A 20,910-nucleotide genomic window follows, 5' to 3' on the forward strand; every position below is an offset into this window, starting at 1 on the left:
CTACGCCGCCTGTCCCTACCCCGCCTGTCCCTACGCCGTGGGAGGAGACGCCGATGCCGAACGCAGATGAACTCCCGCCGGGCCCGCTGTCCGGGATCAGGGTGGTCGACCTCACGGCGATGGTCATGGGCGCCCACTGCACCCAGATCATGGCCGACATGGGCGCGGACGTCATCAAGATCGAGCCGCCCGCGGGCGACAACACCCGCCACATCTCGGTCGGGCCGGAGCCGGGAATGAGCGGCGTGTTCGCCAACGTGAACCGCGGAAAGCGCAGCGTGGTCCTGGACCTGCGTACGGGCGAAGGCGCGGACGCGCTGCGCCGCCTCATCCGCCACGGCGACGTATTCATCCATTCGATGCGAGCGAAGGCCATCACCGAACTGGGATTCGGCTACGCGAACGTAACCGCCGTCAACCCGTCGATCGTCTACACCAACTGCTACGGCTATGGCCGCCGGGGACCCGACGCGGACCGCACCGCCTACGACGACACGATCCAGGCCGAATCCGGTGTGCCGTTCGTCCAGGAGCAACTGACCGGCGAGGCCGGCTACGCGGGCACCATCATGGCCGACAAGGTCGCGGGCCTAACGGCGCTGTACGCCACGATGATGGCGCTGTTCCACCGCGAGCGGACCGGCCAGGGCCAGGAGGTCGAGGTCGCGATGTTCGAGACCATGGCGGCCTTCATGCTGGTCGAACACGCCAACGGCGCGATGTTCACCCCTCCCCTGGGCCCTGCCGTCTACCCCCGCGCGACCTCGCGCAACCGCAAGCCGTACCGGACGAAGGACGGGCACATCTCCGCCCTCGTCTACAACGACAAGCAGTGGTCCGCGTTCGTGGACGCCGTCAAACCCGACTGGGCGGACGAGCGCTTCGCGACCCTCGAACAGCGGGCGCAGAGGATCGACACCGTCTACGCCCTGCTGGAAGAGACCTTCGCCCAGCGCACGACCCAGGAATGGCTGGAACTGCTCCGGTCCCTCGACATTCCCGCCGCGCCGGTCCGCACGCTGGACGAACTGTTCGACAATCCGCACCTGGACGCGGTGGGGTTCTTCGAGACGGTCGACACCCCGAACGGCCCCGTGCGCTTCCCCGGCGTACCGGCCTGGTTCTCGCGAACACCCGGCCGCGTAACCGGCCCCGCCCCCAGGCTCGGCGCCCACACGGCGGAAGTCATGGAGGAATTGGACGAGGTCATGGAGGATTTGGACCAGGAATGACCGGCACCGGAGAAGCCTTCAGCGCACGTTCCTGGCTGTTCGCCCCCGGCGACAGCGAGAAGAAGATGGAAAAGGCCGCAGCCACCCCGGCCGACATCGTCCTCTTCGACCTGGAGGACGCGGTCGCCGAAGCGGAGAAACCCACCGCCCGGACGATGGTCTCCGGCTTCCTCGCAGCCCGCCCGGAGGCCGACCGAAGCCGCCTGTGGGTACGAGTCAACCCTCTGGACGGCCCTCACGCACTCGCCGATCTGGCAGCGGTGATCCCCGCCCGTCCCGGAGGCGTCATGCTTCCCAAGTCACGCGGCCGCGCGGACGTGGAAACGCTCGACCATTACCTCTCCGCATTGGAAGTCGCCGCCGGTATCGAGCAGGGCACGACAAAGGTCATCGCCCTGGTGACGGAGACCGCCGGGGCCATGTTCACCACCGGCACGTACACGGACGCGCCGAGACTGGTCGCCATGACCTGGGGCGCGGAGGACCTCGCCGACGCCGTCGGCGCCAGCGAGAACCGCACACCCGACGGCGCCTACGGCTTCACCTACGAACTCGCCCGAAGCCTCTGCCTGCTGGGGGCGGCAGCCGCCGGCGCATCGCCCGTAGACACCATCCACGGCGACTTCCGCGACCTGGAAGGCCTGCGCAAGCGAGCCGAGAAGGTACGCAGGGACGGCTACCGCGGCATGCTGGCCATCCACCCCGCCCAGGTCGACGTGATCAACGCGGCCTTCACTCCCACGGACGACGAACTGGCGGCCGCACAGGAGATCGTCGACCTGTTCGCCGCCAACCCCGGCGCCGGCACGATCGGCTTCGAGGGCGCCATGCTCGACCGTCCCCACCTCGCCCGCGCACGGGCGGTGCTGGCATCGGGAGGACGCGCATGAACGCCGCCAAGCCGGACCTCGCCCGTTACCTGCGTCCCGGCGACAGCATCGTCATCGGCCAGGCCTGCGGCGAACCGACCACCCTCGTCGAGGCGCTGATCGAGCAGGGCCGCCACATCGGCGGGCTCTCGGCCTTCATCGCGACGAGCTTCTCCGGCCTGTTCACCCCGGAGGCGGTGGACGGCTTCTCCCTGTCCAGCATGGGCGCGATCGGCACACTGCGTTCCCTGACCAAGGAGCACAGGCTCACGGTCATCCCCTGCCACGTCAGCCAGGTCGCCCCGATGATCGAAGACGGGATCCTCGGCTGCGACGCCGCCTTCGTCCAGGTCAGCCCACCGGACGCGAACGGAGACCACAGCCTCGGCCTCATCAGCGACTACATGCACGCCGCCGTCGCCAAAGCACGCGTCGTCATAGCGGAGGTGAACGAGCAGGTCCCGTTCACCCACGGCGAGCTGCTGCCCGGCGCCGAGATCGATTGCGCCGTCCACGTCTCACGGCCTCCGGTAGAGGTCCCGCCCGCCCGGATAGGCGAGACCGACCAGGCGATAGCGGAACACGCCGCCGCCTACATCGACGACGGCTCGGTCATCCAGACCGGGGTCGGCGCCGTCCCTGACGCACTCCTCCACCTGCTCCACGACCGCAAGGACCTCGGCGTCCACTCCGGCATGCTGGGCGACGGCCTGGTCGACCTGGTCGAGGCGGGCGTCGTCACCAACGCACGCAAGCGCATCGACCGTGGAGTCTCGATCAACGGCGCCCTGATCGGCACCAAGCGCCTCTACGAGTTCGCCCACCGCAACCCGCGGATCCGCATGTGCGCCACGTCCTACACCCATGACCCGGCCGTCCTCTCCCGGCTCGACAAGCTGGTGACCATCAACTCGGCGATGGAAGTCGACCTGACCGGCCAGGTGAACGCCGAACAGAGCGGCCCGGCCTACCTGGGCGGCACGGGCGGCCAGGGCGACTTCGCCCGCGCGGGCGCCCGCTCCCCCGGCGGCCACGCGATCATCGCACTCCCCGCAACGGCCGCCCGCGGCACGATCAGCCGGATCGCCACCACCCTGACGGGCCCGGTCACCACCCCCCGCAGCGACGTGGACGTCATCATCACCGAATTCGGCGCCGCCGAACTAAAGGGCCGCCCCCTAGCCGAACGCACCCGCCGCCTGATCGAAATAGCCCACCCCGACTTCCAGGAAGACCTGGCCCGCGAAGCCCACACCATCCAGCAAAGAGGCTTCTAACACCGTGGAAGCCGAGAGTGACCAGCTCGACGGGAATGGGACGTTCGTAGCCGACGTGAGCGGCGGAGCACATGACAATGTCGGGAGCGATCTCGACCGGCTCGACCTCGTCGTCGTTCAGGAGGACGCCCGCGTCGGCGTCGACCTGCCAGGCGTCCAGAGCGGCGTCCCCGAGCGGGTCGCCAGACGCAAGACGATCAAAGACGGATGTTCGGCCGAGCCGCGCTGCTGCCGCTGCTCCGTAAGCGGGTCTGCTCACAGCTCAGCGGAACCGCCCGTCCCGCGCGGGCTCGCCGACGCTGTCATCAGATGTCCACGTAGCGTCTCACCCAAGTCGCGAACCGTTCGCCCAATTCCTCCGACGCTGCCCGCACCAGGTCGTTGGGGTCGTCGGGCGGGGCGAGGCCGAAGTGTTGTCCCAGCCAGGCGAGATATTCTTCGTGTCCTTGGTCTCCGTCCTGGCGGTGGCCTCCCTCGTACTCCCAGAATCCGGCACCGTCCCAGTCGACCCAGAGTGGCCTGTCGCACGCGAGTTGCCGCAGTAGGTCCCGGAGGTTGAGGGCGATGAGATGGATGCCGCCCTCGTCCCCGAACACGGCGATGGGCAAGGCGGCCAGGTCGGCTCGACCGTCAATCCGCCAGAACGCATAAAGCGAACCAGAGCCGTTGGCAATGGCGAACGACAGGAAGCCATCGACGAACTCGGGCGCATCGGACCATCCATGCAGAGGCTCGCTGAACTCGACCAGCTCGAACCCGTCCGAGATGAATTCGCCATCAAGCCGTTCCTGGAGCTCCATCAGCAGGTTCAGTTCCGGCACGGGAGAGTAGACGTAGCTCACCGGGCAACTCCCAACGGTCGGAGACGTGAAAGATCACCAAGGCTACGGGCACGGCATCGATGACCGAGTGGACCGGAGGTTCTGGCCCGATGGAACTCCGGCGCCGTAGAACGCCGCCACACTAAAATGATCAAGGACAGATGCTCGGCAGTGCCGGCCCCTGCCGCTTCGCAACGAGTCCTCCTCCCCACCCGATCTGGGACGACCGCGACCGGCGGACCAGCATCGATAACGAGATGGCCAGATCCCAGTTCAGACCGCTGCGATCAGCCGCCCCTCCGCCGACGTCAGGAGCGGTCGATGACCGTGAAGACGACCTTGCCGGCGTTGTTAGCCAGGGGACGGACGCCCAGCAGCGAGCCACCTGCTCCACGATCATCAGGCCGCGGCCGACCTCGCTGATCATGTCGGGCTCCTGGACGTACGGGAGTTCGCATGTGCCGTCCTGGACCTCCATCCACAGCGCGCCGTCCTCGGTACGGCCCAGCCGCAGGGTCACGTCACCGTCCTCCTCGGACGCGTATCGCAGCGCGTTGGTGACCAGCTCGCTGGCCACCAGGCACGGCGCGAAGTCGTCCATGTCCCACTGACCGGCGACCAGCCGCACGAACCGCCGCACCTCCGCAACCACCTCGAAGTCCTGCTTCACCACCATCTCGACCTCCGCCGCCGCGTGCCCCATGACCTCTCCTCACTGTGTGTGGTGCACGGCACACATTCAGCCACTTTCGAAGCTAGGATCGGCATGCAGCCACAAAGTGGATCAGAGCGGCACGAGAACAGAAGAGTGCGCAAGTTACCGAGACAGAATCCGAAGCCGCCGAACTGGTCACCTGGGAACACACCATCGTCCCCGGGCTACTCCAAACTCCGGCCTACGCACGCGCGTTCCTCAACTCAGAGGAAGCTGTGGAGGCCCGCACGGCACGCCAGTCCATTCTCAACCGCGAGGACGCACCTCCCACGGCGCTGACCGCGCTGCTGAGCGAGAAGGTACTCGGCCACCTGGTGGGCTCGCCCGAGGTGATGCGGGAGCAGATCGAGCTCCTGCTCGCCCTCAGCGAGCTGCCCAACGTCACCATCCAGATCGTCCGCAACAACGGACGTCCAGCGGGCACAGGCGGCGCCTTCGTGGTGGCTACCATGGAGGACCGGAGCGAGGTCGCCTACATGGAGACCACGGTGCGAGGCATCACGACCGACACCCCCTCGGACCTCGCCAAACTCTCCGAAACGCTCCGGGAGTTGCGCGCGAGGGCACTTCCCGAAGACATGTCGCGGGACATGGTCAGAGAGGCACTGGAGAAATGGACCTGAGCAACGCCACCTGGCGCAAGGCAAGCCGCAGTGGCGAGAACGGCGGCAACTGCGTCGAGATGACCGGACTCCCCGATGCGGTGGCGGTACGAGACAGCAAGGACCCGGGCGGGCCCGTCCTCCTGCTGACCCGCGCAGCCCTGCGGACGGCCATCCAGCCCGCCACCATGACCCACTGACCGTCCAGCAACAACCACCCCAGCGACCCCGATCCATCAAGCCGCGACGAGCCGCCCCGTCCCCTCAGCAAGGACGACCCGCCGCAACGGCCACTCTCCGAAGCCGTCGCATGCTTACCTGCGACCCGGCACTCGCTCCACTCGGGTGCCTCCGTCGTTTCAGAGGACGGAGACGTGCTGGCCCACCCGTTGCGGAGCTGTACGCAGGCGGGAGCGGCGATCATCGAAGGACGCGGCGCGTCCTCCACGGCATCGGTCGCGTCCGCCGCCATCGATCACATTCACACCTGGGGTGAACGGCACTGCCAGCGGTGACTGGACGTCCATGGCGGTCGTGTCGGACGGCTCCTAGGCGCACCCGTGGGAGCCCCAGTCCCGCACGGTGCCGGGGCTCGTTTGCGTCGGATTGCGCCCGACGGGCCGGCCCGCCCGTCCAGCCGCAGCCCGTGACTATCGGGATGGTCTTAGTATTCTCACCTCGCATCGCCGATACGGATAGTGTTTGTTCGATAACATAGAGCCATGTGTTCGACCGGGATCGATGTGGCGTCGATGTCCACCACCCAGCTGGTGGACGCGGCTGCCACGATCGCGTCCGAACTCGCCCAACGCGATGCGCCCGCCGCCGCGGCGGTGTGCATGCAAGACACCGAAACCCTCGCCCGCGCGACCGACCTGCACGAAAGCTTCCTGGCCACGTTGATCGGCCGGGTCGACGCGGCCGGTGAGATGCGCCGCTGGGGCTACCCCTCCACCCGGAGTTGGTTACGCACCAGCCTGGGCCTGCGCGAGGCCCGAGCCAAGGAACGCATCGCCCTGGCCCGCGAGCGCGACCGCCTCCCCGAGGTCACCAAAAGACTCGCATCCGGGAACCTGCCTCACGGCTACGCCGCCACCATCGCCGCCGCCGTCACCCGCCTGAACGACCAGGACTGCAAAGCAGCAGAGGAAATCCTCCTCGGCCTAACCGCGCAAGGATTCTCCGCCGGAAAAGTCGCCGCGTTCGGCAATCGCATCACCGACCTGATCGCCGAACGCGACGGCACCGAAACCCCCGACGCCGATACCCGACGCGGCTATGAGCGGACCTGGATCGACTCCACCCGCTCTCTGGACGGCGGCCGCTTCATCAAAGGGTGGCTCAACGCCGAAGACGCCGCGATCTGGGACGGCACCCTCGCGCCACTGGCCAAACCCGCCGGAATCGACGACCGCCGCGACCTGTCCGAACGCACTGCGGCGGCCCTGATGAACGTGCTGTCGGGCGGGCACAGGGCCACCAAGGTCACCGTCATCTGCGACCTGGACACCCTCACCGGCGGCACCGCCCCGGCCCGCCTCACCGACGGCACCCCCATCCCCGCCGAACAGGCCCGCCGCATCGCCCTCAACGCCGGAGTCTCCCCACTCATCCTGGGACGCGGCAGCATCCCCCTCTACCTCGGATACCGGCACCGATTCGCTTCTCCCGGCCAACGCCAGGTCCTGGAAGCCCTCTATCCGACCTGCGCCGTCAAGGGCTGCGAGGTGCCCGGTACCGGCTGCGAAGTCGACCACGTCCACGGCTGGGCTCTGGGAAACAGCCCAACCAACATCGACGAACTGGCTCTGACCTGCGGCTGGCACAACCGCAAGAAGCACGCCAACCCGGCCCAGATGCACATCGCCAAAGGCCGGGACGGACGCTACGTCTACCGCGTCCTACCGCCCGACGAAGCCCGAACCGGCACCACTCCACAGACGACTGACATCCCTGGCTTCCTCGAACCAGAGCCCCGGAATTTGTGGGATGCCCCACCGGCAGGCTTCACCACTCACCGAATCCAGCTCCGCCCCCGTCACCAAAGAGCTCGGCCCGGACGAGCCCGCCCAAGAGGCCAGCGCCAAACCGGCGGCCCCTAGGTGTTGCGGGGCAGGAGGTTGATGTCGCAGCCACCCGGGGCATAGATGTATGCGAATCGCATAGACTCGTGGTCATGGAACCCAACCTTGAAGAAGCGATCAACGAGTGGCACGCGAGCGTCAATGCCGGCGACCTGCAGCGATCTGAGCGGGCGGTCGGCGATCCGGTCGTTGTGCTCGGCCCGAAGGGCGCGGGTCCGATCACGCCTGCGCAGTTTGCCGAGTGGGTGGAGCGCTCGGGGATCAAGTTGGTCCCGCGGTCCTGGCACCCTGTCAGCGAGCGACTGATGGTGGTCGAGGAGGACGCGACCTGGCCCGAGAGCGCGGAATCCACGCGGGTAGCGACGGTCTTCCGCGCTACCGCCGGGAAGGTCACGGCTGCTCTCAGGCTGCCGGACCTCAAGGCCGCTCTCGAGCTGGCCTACATCTGCCGCGAGATGGCGGCAACCGAGTGATAGGCCCCGGCCCCGGGCAGGTCCTGTTTCATTTCGTCAGGCACTGGTCACGTCGGTCTGTCGGAGCAGACACGGGTGGTGAGCAGGGGCGGCTCGTGCTCGTTTGCGAGGCTGTCCATGCGCTGAGTCTGCGCGCGACCCCGGCAACGGTGAACGCGATCGCGCAGGAGGTCGGGATCGACCAGAGCGGCGCGTCACGGTTGATCAAGAGCGCCACGGCAGCCGGGTATCTCGTCATGGCCGCGTCCGCGACCGATGGCCGACGACGCGAAGCGTCACTCACCTCTGCGGGTCAGTCGATGCTGGACCAGGCGCATCACTGGCAGGAGGAAGTGTTCGCTGAACTGACCAGAGGCTGGAGCGACCAGAAGCGCCGCGACTTCCAGCAGGCGATGACCGACCTGATCGAGCGCTCCTACGCGATGGACGCATGAGCCACGCCAACGCTCCGCTCAGCCTCGAGGGACGCCGGCGGCTGGTCGAGCGATGCAAGACGCGTCCCATCGCCCACGTGGCCGCAGAGATGGGGATCTCGCGTGCCTGCGCATCAAAGTGGGTCAACCGGTGGCGGCGTCACGGCGATGCCGGACTGCGCGACCGCTCATCGAGCCCCCACTGGAGCCCGAATGTCACACCAGCCTGGGCGATCGAGCAGATCGAGACCTGGCGACGCGAGCACAAGTGGTCCGCTCAGCGCATCACCGATGAGCTCGCCGACCTCGGGTTCAGGATCAACCGCCGCACCGTCACCCGCCACCTGACCAGGCTCGGACTGGGCAGGCGAAAGTTCATCGATCCCGGCGGCGAAAACAACCGCAAGCCCGGGAAGATCACCGCCCGCTGGCCCGGACACATGGTGCATCTGGACGTGAAGAAGGTCGGCAGGATCCCCGATGGCGGCGGCTGGCGCATCCACGGCCGCGACAGCGACCAGGCCAAGACCGTCGATCGAGCGAAGTCAGCTGGTGCGAAGCGTGGCTACACCTACCTGCACTCTGCCGTCGACGGATTCTCCCGACTCTCCTACACCGAGCCCCTGCCCGACGAGAAGGGAGCCACCGCTGCAGCGTTCCTGGCACGAGCCAAGGTCTGGTTCGCCGCGCACGGCATCACGCACATCCACCGGGTCGTCACCAACAACGGGGCCTGCTACCGCTCCGGTGACTTCGCCCGGATCGTCGGCCGACGCACGCGGCATCAGAAGACCAAGCCGTACACCCCACGCCACAACGGCAAGGTTGAGCGCTACCAGCGAATCCTGGCTGAGGAACTGCTCTACGCCCGCGAGTTCAATAGCGAGGACGCCCGATCTTCCGCGATCGCCGCCTGGAACATTCACTACAACTACCACCGCCCGCACAGCGGAGCCGGTGGGCGGCCGCCAGCATCTCGACTTCGGGGCGGCGTCACCAACGTCCGGCCCTCATACACCTAGGCCCCACCACCGAACACGGCGACCGTCCGACCAACGCCGCCTGACTGATGTTCGGCCGTCCCAGCATCGGCCTACTTCATGCCTTACCCCGATCGGGGTCTTTGGCCTGGTCAAGTCCTGGCCCCGCTTGCCGGCACCACGCACGTTACGGCGAGAAGCATGTGCGGTCCTGGAGAAGGCCCTGGGATCACGCCTGCGCCGCCCGCCGCTCACTGGCCTGATCCCGGTGGTCCGGCGTGCCCAGCGCGATCAGGTCGCGGCCCAGAGAGATCATCCCGAGACGCTGGTTCTGGGGGCGGGTGGTCTTCTGCCTAGGCGCGGATTGGCGATGGGCTCGTGTCTGGGGAGCGTGCAGATGATCACTGGAAGGAGGAACAGGGCTTGGGCCAAGGTCAGAGCTCCGCATAGGTAGGTCAGGGGAAGGGGCAGGACGGTCCATAGGCCCTTGTCGGTGCTGCTGATCAGGTGCAGGGCGACGAAGGAGACCACCAGGGAGCCGATGGCCAGCCTGCCGCAGAGCGCGATGCGCGGTTCCCGGGCGTAGTCGCCCACCGCCGGACGGGGGCGTGCAGCGACCCACAGTGTCAGGGTGCCGATGAGCGCGGTGGAGACCATGCGCCCAGGTAAAGCCGACGTGGCTGCCCGGCAGCACGTCCGATACGTAGCTATTGGCGGAGAGGAGAGCGCCAGCGACCCTGCCGAACAGGACGAAGTGGACGGCGCCGTTCAGGAGGCTGGAGATGCTCATCAGGGACACGGCTGTCCAGAGCAGGCCCGCTGACGGGACCCACTGGGTGCGGGCGCGGAGGCAGACCTGCTCGCCGGAGATGTTGATGTTGCTCCTGGCCCCCACAATGACCGTCATCAGTGCGATGACCAGCAGCCGCAGCGCCAGGAGGGCTTCGGTCCTGCTGGTGTTGTTCGGCCGGTTGACGGCGGGCCCGGCCGGGTCGGGGGACCCGGCCGGGTCGGCGAACGGGCCTCCGGTCAGTTCGTCGTGTTGGCGAACATGCCGGGCTCGTAGGAACCGCCCCGCTGGTGGACGATCACGCCGAGCCGGTTGGCTGCGTTGATCATGGCGACCAGGTAGACCAGGGCGGTGGTCTGGTCCTCGTCGTAGTGCTCGCGCACCCAGGCCCAGGTTTCGTCCGAGACGCCCTGATGGGCGTCGGCGAGCCGGGTGCCTTCCTCGCTGAGGGCCAGCGCGGCCCGTTCGGCCTCGGTGAACACCGTCGACTCGCGCCAGGCGGCGGTCAGGTTGAGCCGTACCGCGCTCTCTCCGGCGGCCGCGGCTTCCTTGGTGTGGAAGTCCACGCACCAGCCGCAGCCGTTGATCTGGCTGGCGCGGAGCATCACGAGCTCCTGCAGCCCGCGGGGCAGCGACGACTGCTGGATCGCCAGGCTGACGCTGGCGAACCGCTTGCCGAGCTTGGCGCCGAGTTCGTTGGTCATCAGGTCCATACGGGGTTCCATGACGTCCTCCTCATGGTGGGTTGCGCGCCGGGTGCGGATCGTCCGCGCGGCGTCCTGGTGACCATGGAGATGCCGGTACCCCCGGCCCTGTGACAGCGCGACCGTGTGTCCCCCGTCACCGGGCGCGGATGTCACAGAACGGCGGCGACCGGCATCTGATGTGTGGGCGCAGTCGACAACCAACGGCAGGAGCGGCTATGAGCGAGCGAGCAATGGACGAATCGGGCCCGCTTGTTCCGGGGGACCGCATCGACATGGCCACGAAAGCCTTCGTCGACCACCGCAGCCTTCTGTTCACGGTCGCCTACGAGATGCTCGGCTCAGCCGCCGACGCCGAGGACGTTCTTCAGGAGACCTGGCTGCGGTGGACCGGTGTCGATCACGGCAGCGTGCGCGACCCGCGCGCCTACCTGGTCCGGATCACGACCCGCCAGGCCCTGGTACGCATGCGTACCCTCCGTCGCCGCAAGGAGTCCTACGTCGGGCCGTGGCTGCCCGAGCCGCTGCTGACCACCCCCGATGTGGCCGAGGACGTCGAGCTGGCCGAAAGCGTCTCGATGGCGATGCTGCTGGTGCTGGAGACGCTCACCCCGACCGAGCGGGCGGTGTTCGTGCTGCGCGAGGTGTTCGAGCTGGGGTACGGCGAGATCGCCGAAGCCGTGGGCAAGACCCCCGCCGCGGTCCGCCAGATCACCCACCGGGCCCGGTCTCACGTCGCCGCCCGCCGGCCGCGCGGGGTCGTGTCCGCGACCGAGACCCGTAGCGTGCTGAGGGCGTTCCAGCGGGCGGTCGAGACAGGCGATCTGCAGCGTCTACTCGACGTCCTCGCGCCCGACGTGGTCTTCCTGGGTGATGGCGGCGGTGTCGCGCAGGCCGCGCCCGAGCCGATCGTGGGGGCCGACCGCGTCGCCCCTCTGGCCGCCGGGTTGCGCAGGTTCGGCGCCGCGCCGCTGGAGCCGGCTCAGGTCAATGGCTACCCGGCGCTGGTCCTGCGGCTGGACGGCCACATCGACACCGTCTTCACGGTGCGCGTCGACGACGGCCTCATCACCGGCCTGTACGCCATCCGCAACCCCGGCAAGCTGACCCGCATGCAACACGAAACCACCCTGCACCGCTGAATCCAGCGGTCTGTCCTCAAGCTGGGTGAGCTTCGTGAATGCAGGCGAAAGCGTCGCACAGGCCCGCTGGAAATCTTGTGCAAGGAGGTCTTCCCCGCCATGAACAACTGGGGTGCAGCCCGGTACGGAGACCCGTGCCGAGAGTGCGGTTACAACTGGTCGATCACCCCTGGACAGGCGATCGACCTGGTCACAGCGATCCCGCAGCGATACAGCGGTCTGCTGGACGGCAAGGACGCCGGGCTCCGGCATCCCGATCTCGACTGGACCGCCGGCGGTTACGTATGCCATGTCACCGATAATCTGCGCATCTGGGCGGAGCGGCTCGTCAGTGCCGCGCTGACCGGCGACAGGAATATCACCAGTTATGACGACGTCCTGCTTGCGCGCGCTCGCGCCTACAACCAGGTGCCGTCCCCGGCTGCCCTCTGGTCGCTGAGGCTGGCCGCCGCAGCATGGGGCCAGGCCATGGAACTCGCGGCCGAAGCTGACATCGTCCTGCTGCATCCGGAACGCGGCCCCCAATCGTGGCTTCAGGTCGCCTTGGCCAACGCCCACGACGCCTTCCACCACCAGTGGGACATCGAGCGGACGCTCACCCACCATGCCTGACGATTCGACCGGGGGGGGGTCGTGTACACCGGCCTGCCCAGCGCGGCCTGCTGAGGTCAGCGGGTCTGGGCGATGGCCTTTGAGGCGGCGGTCAAGGCGCTGTTGATGGAGACCTCGGCGAGGATGCCGGGGGCCGCGACCATGTCGCCTGCGAGGAAGCGGCCGTCGCCCTGGTCGATGGCGGGACGGTCGCACCACGTACGGCCGGGGAGGTCGAGTGGCGCCGGTGCGATGGTGTGCGAGTTGGTCGCGGCCCCATTCGAGCCGGGACCTCCAGCCGGGCAGCGCCTGGTCGTAGAGGCGGTCGAGGCGTCCCAGAGCGTCGGCCTTGGACTCGCCGGGACGGGCCGGCATGTATCCCTGGACGAGGCTCTGGCCGGGCGGCGCGAGGGTCGGGTGGTCACGCCTCGCACAGCGCACCCTCGTCCATGTCGAACACCAGGAACGTGTCCTCGCGGCTGGTCCGCAGGCCCAGGTCGCGGCAGGCGACGCGGCCGCTCTCCCAGCCCAGGGACGGGTCGCCGAGCAGATCCCGGGCCGTCTCCAGCGAGGTCGCGACGATGACCGGGCCGTTCTCGGGGAGCGCGGTGATCCGCGAGCCGGTCTCGATCCGTACGCCCAGGCCGAGGGCGCGCCGGTGCATGCGCGCGACGATCGAGCCCCAGCCGCCGCGCGGGTAGCGGGTCGCCGGGTACCCGATCGGGACGACGCGGTGCAGCCGCTCCTGGCAGAACGCCGCCGACAGGCTGCCCGGATCGTGAAAGAACGCGACCGGGCACAGTACGCCGAGCGCGCTCTGGTAGGTCCAGGTGAGCGAGGACGGCCTGAGCGGACGGGACGGCTGGACTAGCCCGTGCCGCGCCAGCCAGCGCCACGGCACCCACCCGAGTAGAAGGCGTGCGCGCCGTCGTTGGCTACGTACGGCGCGTCCGTCGAGCGGGCGCGTCCGCACAGGTGGGAGCTTCGTGAAGGACGACGGACGCGCCCTGCTCGGCCCCGCTGATGGCCGCGGTCAGACCCGCGCGCCCGCCTCCGACGATCGTGATGGTCTGCATGCCGTCAAGGACGCAGCGGCACGGCCCCTGTGACACCGACCCGGCGACCTTCTCCGGATTGGGCTCCTCCTTGCCGAGGGTCCCCGCGATCGACGCGTACGGCTGGTCGAACACCTCCCGCAACACGAACACCGCCCGTTCAAGCGGTGACAGCGACTCCAGCACGATGAGCATCGCGATCGTCACGGACTCCGCCCGCACGACGTACGCGACCCCGACCAGGCGTTCCCGGTGCTCGACGAATCCGTCCAGTCCCACACCATCCCCGCCCGGTCCTGACAGCCCGCACCGGGGTCGTCTGAGCACCGGCCGAGCAGGTTGGGACGAGCAGGTTGAAAGGACGAACGGTCGCTGCCTCGTGCCGCGTCAGGCAGGGTTCGTCCTGCCGGGGTAGCCCGTCGTCGCTTTCTTGAAGACTTCGAATACGGCCAGGTAGTTCTTGCCGCTGTAGCCCGCGGCGATCGCCCGCTCGGCGATCTCCTTCATTAGGCGCGGCTGGTCGGAATGGATGCCCTGTTCCTCACAGGTGCGGGTGATGTGCTCAAGTGCGTTGAGGTTCATCTCCATGGTGCCCGCGTCGCCGGGATAGTTTCCCTTCTCCAGGTCGGGAGCCTGCTCGGCGAGGGTTGTGTCCACCACCGAGGGCATGAACCAGTTGATTGCGAGATCGGCGAAGTCGGCCACCGGGACGTTCGCCGAACCGACCAGTGCGGTGGCGTGCAGAAAGCCGTTCATGGTCGCGTACATCATGTCGAGCAGTGCCGCGTTGTACAGCACCGCCAGGCTGGGGTCGGAGCCGAGGTACCGGGGGTCGCCCATGCTCGCCAGCGTCGTCCTGTGCTCGTCGAAGACGTCCTGTGAACCGCTGTAAAGGAAGACGGACTCGGGCTGCCCGACGAGCGGCGGCGGCACCATGATCGCGCCGTCGAGGTAGGCGACGCCTCGCTCGGCCGCCCAATTCACGGCCGTGCGCGCCTCATTCGGGGTACCGGAGTTGAGGTTCACCAGTACGCGGCCTTTCAATGCGTCGCCGGCGGAGTCGAAGACCGGGTACATGGTCTCGTAGTCCTTGAGGCACATGAGCGTGACAGGGCTCGCGGACACCGCCTCCGCGACGGTCTCCGCGCGGTGGGCGCCCTTGGTGACGAGGGGGCCGGCCTTTTCCGGGGTACGGTTCCAGACCGTCGTGGCGTGGCCGTGGGCCAGAAGCGCCTCGGCGAGGGCGATGCCCATAGGGCCGAGGCCGATGACGGTGACGGGTGAGGGCTCCGGGGTTGCTGTCTGCTGGTTCGTCATGCGAAATAGACTGCTGTCTCACATCGATGTGAGAGTCAACTGAATGTGGTGGTCGTCACATGCGCATGGGGGAGTTCTCCCGGCGGACGGGGGTCAGCCAACGCCTGCTGCGTTATTACGAGGAGCAGGGTCTGCTCAAGCCGTCGCGGCGGCCAAGCGGATACCGCGAATTCACGGAAGAGGACATAGTCACCGTCCGGGGAATCCGCATACTGCTCGGCGCCGGTCTCAACACCGCCACGATCGCCGAATTGATGCCCTGCATGGTCGACGTCGGGCAGACCCTGGCGCCGGGGTGTTCCGGCATGCTGCCCGACCTCAACCGGGAACGTGAGCGCATCAACGAGGCCGTGGCCGGTCTGCTGGCCGCACGGGACACGCTGGACGCCATCATCGCCGCCACGGCGCCGGCCGGAAGCGACGATCCGGAGGACTGCGACGTGGCCGGTGCCGCACAGCGTCCCGGCTGAGCCGCTGCGGCATCGCTCGGTGTCCTGTCCGGGTGATCGGCGCAGGTCAGGTGACTAACTTTCAGGTAACCACGCACTCCAAAGTGCCTTCTTGTGGCGGCTGGAGCATGGGTGAACAGTGGTTCGCATGGACATGCGGCAAGAACGAATCAGCATTCTTGGAATGGGAGCCATGGGGCGTGCGCTTGCGGGTGCGCTCCTCGAAGCCGGTCGCGACGTGACGGTCTGGAACCGCACTCCCGGAAAGGCGGGCGACCTCCTCGCGCGAGGTGCGCGGGAAGTGCGAAGCGTCGAAGAGGCGATCGAGGCGGGCGATCTCACGGTGGCGTGCCTGCTGGACGACGCCAGCGTCCGGGAGGCACTGGCACCGGCCATACGGAAGCTGGCCGGTAGGACGCTCGTCAACCTCACCAGCGGCTCCCCGCGGCAGGCGCGCGAACTCGCCGGATGGCTTGAGGAGTACGGGGTGCGGTTCCTCGCCGGCGGGATCATGGCCGTGCCTCCGACGGTGGGAACGGACGGAGCTTTCATCCTCTACAGCGGCACGCGTGACCTGTTCGACCGTGTGGCCCCCGTGCTCGGCCCCATCGGCCGTCCTCACTGGGCGGGCGAGGACCCCGGGTTCGCGGCGCTGTATGACGTGGGCGGGCTGAGCGGCATGTACGGCATCGGCGCGGGGGCGAGTCACGCCGTGGCGCTCGTCCACGCGGAGGGTGGCGACGTGGAGGCGTTCAAGCGCGAGGTCCTCCAGCCGTGGATGGAGCAGATGCTCCCGATCATGGTCGCCGGCTCAGACGTGAGCGAATCCGTCCCGGACGAGTACAACCCCGCGATGCAGGCCACCGGCCTGGAGACCATGCTCTCCGTGTCCGAGGAGGCGGGTGTGCCCGACGAGCAGGCCGGACACCTGCGCACGTCGCTGTGGGAGATGCGCCGCGGCGTCGCCGCCGGGTGACCCTTGCCAGGGCGCGGGGCCGCCCCACCTCGGTATCGTTCCGACGCACCGCAAGGGCCAAGCCATAGGCGTCCGCTAGGGACTCGTCTGGGCGACGGTCGGCAGTGACCTGAACGGAGACCACCATTGCCCTCGATTCACGACTTCGCGACGTGGGAGCCGTTGCTGAGGTTCTTGTGGACGGACAACGCCGAGAGCCTCGCCGCGCCAGACGGCCACGTGGCGGGGCGTCTCGGCCGCGCCGGGTGGAGTCTGGCCGCGCCGCCGCGGACCCCCCGGAAACCCGGTCGAGGTCGCCGGATCGGTGGCATGCAGGACAAGCGCGACGCAGTGGAGCGGGTGCTGAGCGCTCTTGAGGACGCCGGCATGGACGGCGTCTCGTTCGTTGCGGAGATCTCGCCGGCCGGGCGGGCTGTGCTCTACCTGCTCGATACCGGCCCGTCCGTGGACGCCGGTATCGCGCTGCACCGGGACTCGCTCATCCTGGTCGAAGGCTCCGTTCCCGAGCCTTGGCGCCGGCTTCCCGACCCGGTCCCTGAGGCGATGCCCGCTCCGTCGGCGGACCTGGCGCTGTTGCAGCGGACGCTTGAGGAGCGCCTGGACGGCGCGATCGGCGCCACCGAGGCGGAGATCGCCGCCGCGGAAGAGCGCCTGGGTATCGCGCTGCCCGACGAACTCAAGGTGCTCTACCGGGTGACGCGGGCGCAGCGGGAGGACTGGGACGGAGACATCGTGAGGGCAGAACGCCTCTATAAGGCGGTCGGCTGCGACCTCTTCCAGCTGGACGACGTGTACGTCGCCGACGCGGCGTCCCGTCCATGCCCGTGGCAGTTCGCGGCGACGGAAGCGGTCAGCACCCCGCCGGACGCCGCGGTCCAGGGCGTGGTCGGCTCACCCGGCTGGATCGCCTTCGGCGACAACGGAGGCGGCGACCGGATCGCGGTCGACCTGACACCTGGTCCGCGCGGACACATGGGGCAGATCATCATGCTCAGTCACGAGAAGTCCATCGGCGCCTACGTGCTCGCAGACTCGCTCACCGACTTCGTGGCCGGCCGGGGCGGTCAGGTGGACGGCGACCACCACCGCACCGAGCTTCCAGCCGTGGCCAGGGTCAACGTCCGGAGCCTGACGAGCGTCGAGGCGGCCGTCCACCCCGCGTTGGAGGTCCTGAGCATCGGTGTCTGGGAGGGCGAACCGCTCAGCCTCGCCCCCGTCACCGGACTCCCCCGCCTCCGGACATTGACCGCCCAGCCCGGCACGCTCGCCGACCCGCTGGAGATCGCCGCGTTGACGGGACTGGAGTTCCTGAAGTTGGGGCCGGAGGAGTGGCGTGTCCTCCTGGACGCCGGAGCCGTCCCGCGCAGCCTGTCCGCCGCCGCCATCGAGGTGCCCGGCCACCTGCACCCGCTCCCGATAGCGGACCTCGCCAATGAGATCCTCGCCCTCTGGGACCGGCCCCCGATCACCCGAACCGTCCTCGAAGGCGAGCTCGCCCCCGACGCGTAGCCGGGGACGTGACGCGTAGCCGGGGACGCTGACACGTAGCAGGGACGCAGAAAGTGCACCCTCGGTGTACCGCCCCAGGTGCGGTCAGAGGAGGTCGCCGACGATGGGGATGCCGTCAGTGAGGCCGCCGAGGCCATTGAGGCCGCCTAGCCCGGCGGGCCCCGGAGCGGCGGGCGGTTCGGGGGCGGCCTGGGCCGTCCCCGCGAGGCCGGTCAGGGTCAGCGCGGCGGCGGCCGCGATCAGGATCAGCTTGCGCATGAACAGCTCCGATCACCAGAGATTGACTCTGTGTCATCTAGTGCCCACTGAGAGTCATCGAAACCTGTGGAGATACAAGGATGAGTTTCCGGCTGGCGGCGTACGCCGTGTGCATCGAGGACGGGCGCGTGCTGCTGGCCCGTCACGTCCCGCCGAAGGGCGAGCCCGTCTGGACTCTTCCGGGCGGCGGGGTGGAGCACGCGGAGGATCCGTTCGACGCGGTGATCCGGGAGGTCGCCGAGGAGACCGGCTGCGACGCGATGGTCGAGGGCCTGCTGGGCGTGGACTCAAGGGTCGTCCCCGCGGCCGAGCGCACCGTCCCCGGACCCGAGCACCAAAATGTCGGCATCTTCTACCAGGTCCGCATCACCGGCGGCGAACTCCGGCCTGAGCCGAACGGCGAGACCGCCGAGCCGACCTGGACGCCGATCGCCGACGTCGCTCGCCTGCGCCGGCCATCGCTGGTCGACATCGGCCTCGCCCTGGCCCGGACACTCCCGGCGACCGGCCACGTCGCCCCCGTCCCGGTCGGTGGCCTCATCCAGCACTGAGGTCATCGCAGAGCCGGAAGCGGCCCTGCACGAGTGGGCTTCACCGTGGGAACCGGCGTCCGACCGGGGCGGGCTACCGGGCGTTCCGCCACGGGAGGACGGGCGTTCGGTGATCGGCGTTGATCGAGTGCAGCGGGCACGGTTGCCGGGGTTCCCGCGGGCAGAGGACGGACGCCTCGGTGACGGTGGCGCGGTAGAGGCGATAGGACGACGGCGGGGTGACATCGTCCAGCGCCAGACTGGTACCCCCTCGCGTCACCGGGCCTGGGTAGATCGCGATGCCGCGGTCGAGGTCACGACCGGCGAGTTCCGCGGCCGACCCCGAGAGGTACACCGCACGGCCGTGGTAGGCCGGTACCTGCGAGTCGAAGATGACCATGCTCACCTCGGGACGCTGCGCGATGTTGCGCGAGTGGGCGGCGTCGTGGGCGGACACCCAGTAGAACTCGGCGTAGTCGGCCGTCGCGAAGTACACGGGCGACACCCACGGCCGCCCATCGGCGTCGGCGGTGCCGAGCGTCATGTACAGGTTGGCCTCGACGAGTGCACGGGCATGTGCGTCGAGGTCGTCCACTGCGATCACGTGTCCTTGGCACGGCGAACCTTGTACTTCAGGTGGAGCACCCCGTCGCCCTGGATGACCACATCGGGATCCTCCAGCAGATGCTGCCCGTCGATGCTGCCGAAGTAGCGTTTCCCTGAGCCGAACACCACCGGCACCACGTCCATCGCTACCTCGTCCACCAGGCCGGCCGCGAAGATCTGGCCGCCCACTTCGCCGGCGTTCACACTGACGGTGCGCTTCCCGGCGAGCTTCTGGGCCTTGTCGATCGCGGCCGTCACGTCGTCGACGAAATGGTAGGACGCCTCGGGGTGCCAGCCCTCGGGCTTGGGCCGGTGGGACACCACGACCACGTGATCGCCCGCGGGGGGACGTCCCTCCCAGCCGTTGACCAGGTCGAACAGCGTGCGGCCCATCACGATCACGCCGATCGCCTCCCACATCGGCCGGACGTACTCCGCCGACGCCTTTGAGAGCTTGAAGGCGCTTCCGGTTCCCGAGTGGTCGTACTGCGGGTCGACGCCTTCGGTGATCGGGGTGTCCCCGTTGAAGTACCACTCGTGGAGCGGCCCGACGCCATCGTTCTCGTCGGCGATGAAGCCGTCCACCGACACCACGTTGTGCATGATCACTGTGCCCACGGGTCCTCCTCGGAGCCTTCCTGCCCGGACACGCTGATCTTGTCGCCCTCGGGGGCGGTCAGGCATGTAAGAAATCAATCAGCGGGCATCGGACCGCTGTCAGGCGGGAAACCCGGATCGGCGGGGAGCCGTCGCCGCAGCGCCAGGTACTCCGTCGGGGTGTGCCCGGTGAAGTCCTTGAACTCCCTGGTGAAGTGGGCCCGGTCGAAGTAGCCCGCCGTGTGCGCGAGGTCCGGCCAGTCGACCGGACGCAGGGCGTCCACGGACAGGATCAGCCGCGCGAATCGGTAGATCCGCGCCACCCGCTTCGGGGTGACGCCGACATGGGACTTGAACTGCGTGGCCAGGTGATTGCCGCTCACCCCTGCGGCCTCGGCCAGCGCACCGACCGGGATCGCGCCGTGGGAAGTCTCCAACCTCCTGCCCGTGTGCTGGACCAGACCGAGACCGCGCGACGGTGCCTCAGCGAGCCGCGACCGCAGTTCCTCCTCCACTACCCGCAGTGTCTCGGTGGCCGATGCGAGGTCGCCGACCTGGTTGCGGATCCGGTCCACAGACCGTTGCCAGACGGCGTCGACGGGCACCCATCGGTCCCGTAACTCGGTCGCCGGCATGTCGATGAACGGCGACATGCCCCATGGCTTGAAGTGCACCCCGACGAGCCGCACCCGGGTGGGGTACTCGTAGAGGAAACGCCTGGTCCATACACCCATGAACCACCCGTCGGCGAACACCTCTGACGGCACCGAAGGGTCGGAATCCCAAAGGCGGGTGAGCTTCCCCCCGGAGCACGGACATCTGATCTGAGGTCACCGGCGATCATCAGGAAGGATGTCCGCCATGCCCTCACCACACCCGCCCGAGTTCCGCCGCCGCGCGGTCGAGCTGGCCCGCCAGGG

The 20,910-nt window shown here is 68.5% G+C and carries 27 protein-coding genes and 1 pseudogene; 16 read left to right on the plus strand and 12 right to left on the minus strand.

The genetic code is table 11. The annotated features are described in order from the left end of the window. Nucleotides 1–53 precede the first annotated feature (53 nt). The 3 genes from E1285_RS06985 to E1285_RS06995 are packed head-to-tail and all read left to right on the plus strand — an operon-like array spanning nucleotide 54 to nucleotide 3,378. Nucleotides 54–1,232 (plus strand): CoA transferase, encoded by a 1,179-nt coding sequence (locus E1285_RS06985; RefSeq protein WP_132149281.1) that lies wholly within the window; start codon nucleotides 54–56, stop codon nucleotides 1,230–1,232. After that, nucleotides 1,229–2,122 (plus strand): CoA ester lyase, encoded by an 894-nt coding sequence (locus tag E1285_RS06990; protein WP_132149283.1) that lies wholly within the window; start codon nucleotides 1,229–1,231, stop codon nucleotides 2,120–2,122. Before E1285_RS06985 ends, E1285_RS06990 begins: the two co-directional genes overlap by 4 nt. Next, nucleotides 2,119–3,378, plus strand: a complete 1,260-nt coding sequence (locus E1285_RS06995; RefSeq protein ID WP_132149285.1) for an acetyl-CoA hydrolase/transferase C-terminal domain-containing protein — start codon at nucleotides 2,119–2,121, stop codon at nucleotides 3,376–3,378. The genes E1285_RS06990 and E1285_RS06995 overlap by 4 nt, the downstream gene beginning before the upstream one ends. A 305-nt stretch (nucleotides 3,379–3,683) precedes the next feature. On the opposite strand, the gene E1285_RS07000 is transcribed toward E1285_RS06995, so the two are convergent. Together E1285_RS07000 and E1285_RS07005 are read right to left on the minus strand one after the other, a co-directional pair. Then, nucleotides 3,684–4,220: a hypothetical protein gene (locus E1285_RS07000; RefSeq protein WP_132149287.1), complete on the minus strand. Its 537-nt coding sequence runs from the start codon at nucleotides 4,218–4,220 to the stop codon at nucleotides 3,684–3,686. A 130-nt stretch (nucleotides 4,221–4,350) separates the two neighbouring features. Beyond that, nucleotides 4,351–4,902 (minus strand): ATP-binding protein, encoded by a 552-nt coding sequence (locus E1285_RS07005; RefSeq protein WP_132149289.1) that lies wholly within the window; start codon nucleotides 4,900–4,902, stop codon nucleotides 4,351–4,353. A gap of 80 nt (nucleotides 4,903–4,982) precedes the next feature. Here E1285_RS07005 and E1285_RS07010 point away from each other — a divergent pair, with 80 nt between their 5' ends. From E1285_RS07010 to E1285_RS07040, 7 genes and pseudogenes are all read left to right on the plus strand, one after another. Next, nucleotides 4,983–5,537, plus strand: coding sequence for a DUF5753 domain-containing protein (locus tag E1285_RS07010; protein ID WP_279509766.1), 555 nt, complete (start codon nucleotides 4,983–4,985; stop codon nucleotides 5,535–5,537). Beyond that, on the plus strand, nucleotides 5,528–5,716 hold the full coding sequence (locus E1285_RS07015; protein ID WP_132149293.1) for a DUF397 domain-containing protein: 189 nt from the start codon (nucleotides 5,528–5,530) through the stop codon (nucleotides 5,714–5,716). Before E1285_RS07010 ends, E1285_RS07015 begins: the two co-directional genes overlap by 10 nt. A 204-nt stretch (nucleotides 5,717–5,920) precedes the next feature. Beyond that, nucleotides 5,921–6,065 (plus strand): annotated as a pseudogene (locus E1285_RS07020) (malate dehydrogenase); the annotation flags it as partial. Nucleotides 6,066–6,238: 173 nt separating this feature from the next. After that, entirely contained in the window at nucleotides 6,239–7,618 is a 1,380-nt protein-coding gene (locus E1285_RS07025; RefSeq protein ID WP_132149295.1) for an HNH endonuclease signature motif containing protein, read from the plus strand. 74 nt (nucleotides 7,619–7,692) lie between these two features. Then, the gene (locus tag E1285_RS07030; RefSeq protein ID WP_132149297.1) at nucleotides 7,693–8,073 is read left to right on the plus strand and encodes a hypothetical protein; all 381 of its coding nucleotides are present in this window, start codon (nucleotides 7,693–7,695) and stop codon (nucleotides 8,071–8,073) included. A gap of 95 nt (nucleotides 8,074–8,168) precedes the next feature. Continuing rightward, complete coding sequence (locus E1285_RS07035; protein ID WP_279509765.1) at nucleotides 8,169–8,507, plus strand: MarR family winged helix-turn-helix transcriptional regulator; 339 nt, start codon at nucleotides 8,169–8,171, stop codon at nucleotides 8,505–8,507. Then, nucleotides 8,504–9,508 (plus strand): IS481 family transposase, encoded by a 1,005-nt coding sequence (locus E1285_RS07040; protein ID WP_132149301.1) that lies wholly within the window; start codon nucleotides 8,504–8,506, stop codon nucleotides 9,506–9,508. Before E1285_RS07035 ends, E1285_RS07040 begins: the two co-directional genes overlap by 4 nt. A 270-nt stretch (nucleotides 9,509–9,778) precedes the next feature. Here the strand turns inward: E1285_RS07040 and E1285_RS07045 are convergent, their stop codons facing one another. Then, the gene (locus E1285_RS07045; RefSeq protein ID WP_132149303.1) at nucleotides 9,779–10,123 is read right to left on the minus strand and encodes a hypothetical protein; all 345 of its coding nucleotides are present in this window, start codon (nucleotides 10,121–10,123) and stop codon (nucleotides 9,779–9,781) included. A gap of 372 nt (nucleotides 10,124–10,495) precedes the next feature. Continuing rightward, nucleotides 10,496–10,981, minus strand: a complete 486-nt coding sequence (locus E1285_RS07050) for a carboxymuconolactone decarboxylase family protein (protein ID WP_132149305.1) — start codon at nucleotides 10,979–10,981, stop codon at nucleotides 10,496–10,498. A 197-nt stretch (nucleotides 10,982–11,178) separates the two neighbouring features. Here E1285_RS07050 and E1285_RS07055 point away from each other — a divergent pair, with 197 nt between their 5' ends. Then, a complete protein-coding gene (locus E1285_RS07055) occupies nucleotides 11,179–12,102 on the plus strand; it encodes an RNA polymerase sigma-70 factor (protein ID WP_132149307.1) in 924 nt (307 codons plus the stop codon). Nucleotides 12,103–12,201: 99 nt separating this feature from the next. Continuing rightward, the gene (locus E1285_RS07060) at nucleotides 12,202–12,714 is read left to right on the plus strand and encodes a hypothetical protein (RefSeq protein ID WP_132149309.1); all 513 of its coding nucleotides are present in this window, start codon (nucleotides 12,202–12,204) and stop codon (nucleotides 12,712–12,714) included. 56 nt (nucleotides 12,715–12,770) lie between these two features. Here the strand turns inward: E1285_RS07060 and E1285_RS48375 are convergent, their stop codons facing one another. The 4 genes from E1285_RS48375 to E1285_RS07075 form a co-directional block, all read right to left on the minus strand. Continuing rightward, nucleotides 12,771–13,118, minus strand: coding sequence for a hypothetical protein (locus E1285_RS48375; protein ID WP_347814060.1), 348 nt, complete (start codon nucleotides 13,116–13,118; stop codon nucleotides 12,771–12,773). Continuing rightward, entirely contained in the window at nucleotides 13,115–13,594 is a 480-nt protein-coding gene (locus tag E1285_RS48380) for a hypothetical protein (protein ID WP_347814061.1), read from the minus strand. The genes E1285_RS48375 and E1285_RS48380 overlap by 4 nt, the downstream gene beginning before the upstream one ends. Nucleotides 13,595–13,628: 34 nt before the next feature. Then, a complete protein-coding gene (locus tag E1285_RS48385; protein ID WP_347814062.1) occupies nucleotides 13,629–14,027 on the minus strand; it encodes a sigma factor-like helix-turn-helix DNA-binding protein in 399 nt (132 codons plus the stop codon). A 108-nt stretch (nucleotides 14,028–14,135) separates the two neighbouring features. Next, nucleotides 14,136–15,065 carry an NAD(P)-binding domain-containing protein gene (locus E1285_RS07075; protein WP_132149311.1) on the minus strand — a complete coding sequence of 310 codons (930 nt, stop codon included), beginning with the start codon at nucleotides 15,063–15,065 and terminating at the stop codon, nucleotides 14,136–14,138. Between the two features lie 59 nt (nucleotides 15,066–15,124). Between E1285_RS07075 and E1285_RS07080 the strand changes: the two genes are divergently transcribed. From E1285_RS07080 to E1285_RS07090, 3 genes are all read left to right on the plus strand, one after another. Next, a complete protein-coding gene (locus E1285_RS07080; protein WP_132149313.1) occupies nucleotides 15,125–15,535 on the plus strand; it encodes a MerR family transcriptional regulator in 411 nt (136 codons plus the stop codon). 133 nt (nucleotides 15,536–15,668) lie between these two features. Next, the gene (locus E1285_RS07085) at nucleotides 15,669–16,490 is read left to right on the plus strand and encodes an NAD(P)-binding domain-containing protein (RefSeq protein ID WP_132149331.1); all 822 of its coding nucleotides are present in this window, start codon (nucleotides 15,669–15,671) and stop codon (nucleotides 16,488–16,490) included. Between the two features lie 309 nt (nucleotides 16,491–16,799). Beyond that, nucleotides 16,800–17,999 (plus strand): SMI1/KNR4 family protein, encoded by a 1,200-nt coding sequence (locus tag E1285_RS07090; protein ID WP_207946455.1) that lies wholly within the window; start codon nucleotides 16,800–16,802, stop codon nucleotides 17,997–17,999. An 84-nt stretch (nucleotides 18,000–18,083) separates the two neighbouring features. Here the strand turns inward: E1285_RS07090 and E1285_RS45380 are convergent, their stop codons facing one another. Then, a complete protein-coding gene (locus E1285_RS45380) occupies nucleotides 18,084–18,257 on the minus strand; it encodes a hypothetical protein (RefSeq protein WP_165966492.1) in 174 nt (57 codons plus the stop codon). Nucleotides 18,258–18,337: 80 nt separating this feature from the next. On the opposite strand from E1285_RS45380, the gene E1285_RS07095 reads away from it, so the two are divergent. Continuing rightward, on the plus strand, nucleotides 18,338–18,808 hold the full coding sequence (locus E1285_RS07095; protein WP_132149317.1) for an NUDIX domain-containing protein: 471 nt from the start codon (nucleotides 18,338–18,340) through the stop codon (nucleotides 18,806–18,808). A gap of 73 nt (nucleotides 18,809–18,881) precedes the next feature. Here the strand turns inward: E1285_RS07095 and E1285_RS07100 are convergent, their stop codons facing one another. From E1285_RS07100 to E1285_RS07110, 3 genes are all read right to left on the minus strand, one after another. Beyond that, a complete protein-coding gene (locus E1285_RS07100; protein ID WP_207946456.1) occupies nucleotides 18,882–19,391 on the minus strand; it encodes a pyridoxamine 5'-phosphate oxidase family protein in 510 nt (169 codons plus the stop codon). Further along, nucleotides 19,388–20,011 (minus strand): dihydrofolate reductase family protein, encoded by a 624-nt coding sequence (locus E1285_RS07105; RefSeq protein ID WP_132149319.1) that lies wholly within the window; start codon nucleotides 20,009–20,011, stop codon nucleotides 19,388–19,390. The genes E1285_RS07100 and E1285_RS07105 overlap by 4 nt, the downstream gene beginning before the upstream one ends. A 74-nt stretch (nucleotides 20,012–20,085) precedes the next feature. Further along, a complete protein-coding gene (locus E1285_RS07110; protein WP_207946457.1) occupies nucleotides 20,086–20,724 on the minus strand; it encodes a helix-turn-helix domain-containing protein in 639 nt (212 codons plus the stop codon). Between the last annotated feature and the right edge of the window lie 186 nt (nucleotides 20,725–20,910).

This window comes from Actinomadura sp. 7K507, from assembly GCF_004348425.1.
Lineage (GTDB): Bacteria > Actinomycetota > Actinomycetes > Streptosporangiales > Streptosporangiaceae > Spirillospora.

Excerpts from the sequence above, each read along its gene's own strand:
- E1285_RS06985 (WP_132149281.1), top strand. The coding sequence starts at position 54 with ATGCCGAACGCAGATGAACTCCCGCCGGGCCCGCTGTCCGGGATCAGG.
- E1285_RS06990 (WP_132149283.1), top strand. The coding sequence starts at position 1,229 with ATGACCGGCACCGGAGAAGCCTTCAGCGCACGTTCCTGGCTGTTCGCC.
- E1285_RS06995 (WP_132149285.1), top strand. The coding sequence starts at position 2,119 with ATGAACGCCGCCAAGCCGGACCTCGCCCGTTACCTGCGTCCCGGCGAC.
- E1285_RS07005 (WP_132149289.1), bottom strand. The coding sequence starts at position 4,902 with ATGGGGCACGCGGCGGCGGAGGTCGAGATGGTGGTGAAGCAGGACTTC.
- E1285_RS07015 (WP_132149293.1), top strand. The coding sequence starts at position 5,528 with ATGGACCTGAGCAACGCCACCTGGCGCAAGGCAAGCCGCAGTGGCGAG.
- E1285_RS07025 (WP_132149295.1), top strand. The coding sequence starts at position 6,239 with ATGTGTTCGACCGGGATCGATGTGGCGTCGATGTCCACCACCCAGCTG.
- E1285_RS07030 (WP_132149297.1), top strand. The coding sequence starts at position 7,693 with ATGGAACCCAACCTTGAAGAAGCGATCAACGAGTGGCACGCGAGCGTC.
- E1285_RS07040 (WP_132149301.1), top strand. The coding sequence starts at position 8,504 with ATGAGCCACGCCAACGCTCCGCTCAGCCTCGAGGGACGCCGGCGGCTG.
- E1285_RS07045 (WP_132149303.1), bottom strand. The coding sequence starts at position 10,123 with ATGGTCTCCACCGCGCTCATCGGCACCCTGACACTGTGGGTCGCTGCA.
- E1285_RS07050 (WP_132149305.1), bottom strand. The coding sequence starts at position 10,981 with ATGGAACCCCGTATGGACCTGATGACCAACGAACTCGGCGCCAAGCTC.
- E1285_RS07055 (WP_132149307.1), top strand. The coding sequence starts at position 11,179 with ATGAGCGAGCGAGCAATGGACGAATCGGGCCCGCTTGTTCCGGGGGAC.
- E1285_RS07060 (WP_132149309.1), top strand. The coding sequence starts at position 12,202 with ATGAACAACTGGGGTGCAGCCCGGTACGGAGACCCGTGCCGAGAGTGC.
- E1285_RS07075 (WP_132149311.1), bottom strand. The coding sequence starts at position 15,065 with ATGACGAACCAGCAGACAGCAACCCCGGAGCCCTCACCCGTCACCGTC.
- E1285_RS07080 (WP_132149313.1), top strand. The coding sequence starts at position 15,125 with ATGCGCATGGGGGAGTTCTCCCGGCGGACGGGGGTCAGCCAACGCCTG.
- E1285_RS07085 (WP_132149331.1), top strand. The coding sequence starts at position 15,669 with ATGCGGCAAGAACGAATCAGCATTCTTGGAATGGGAGCCATGGGGCGT.
- E1285_RS07090 (WP_207946455.1), top strand. The coding sequence starts at position 16,800 with ATGCAGGACAAGCGCGACGCAGTGGAGCGGGTGCTGAGCGCTCTTGAG.
- E1285_RS45380 (WP_165966492.1), bottom strand. The coding sequence starts at position 18,257 with ATGCGCAAGCTGATCCTGATCGCGGCCGCCGCCGCGCTGACCCTGACC.
- E1285_RS07095 (WP_132149317.1), top strand. The coding sequence starts at position 18,338 with ATGAGTTTCCGGCTGGCGGCGTACGCCGTGTGCATCGAGGACGGGCGC.
- E1285_RS07110 (WP_207946457.1), bottom strand. The coding sequence starts at position 20,724 with ATGGGTGTATGGACCAGGCGTTTCCTCTACGAGTACCCCACCCGGGTG.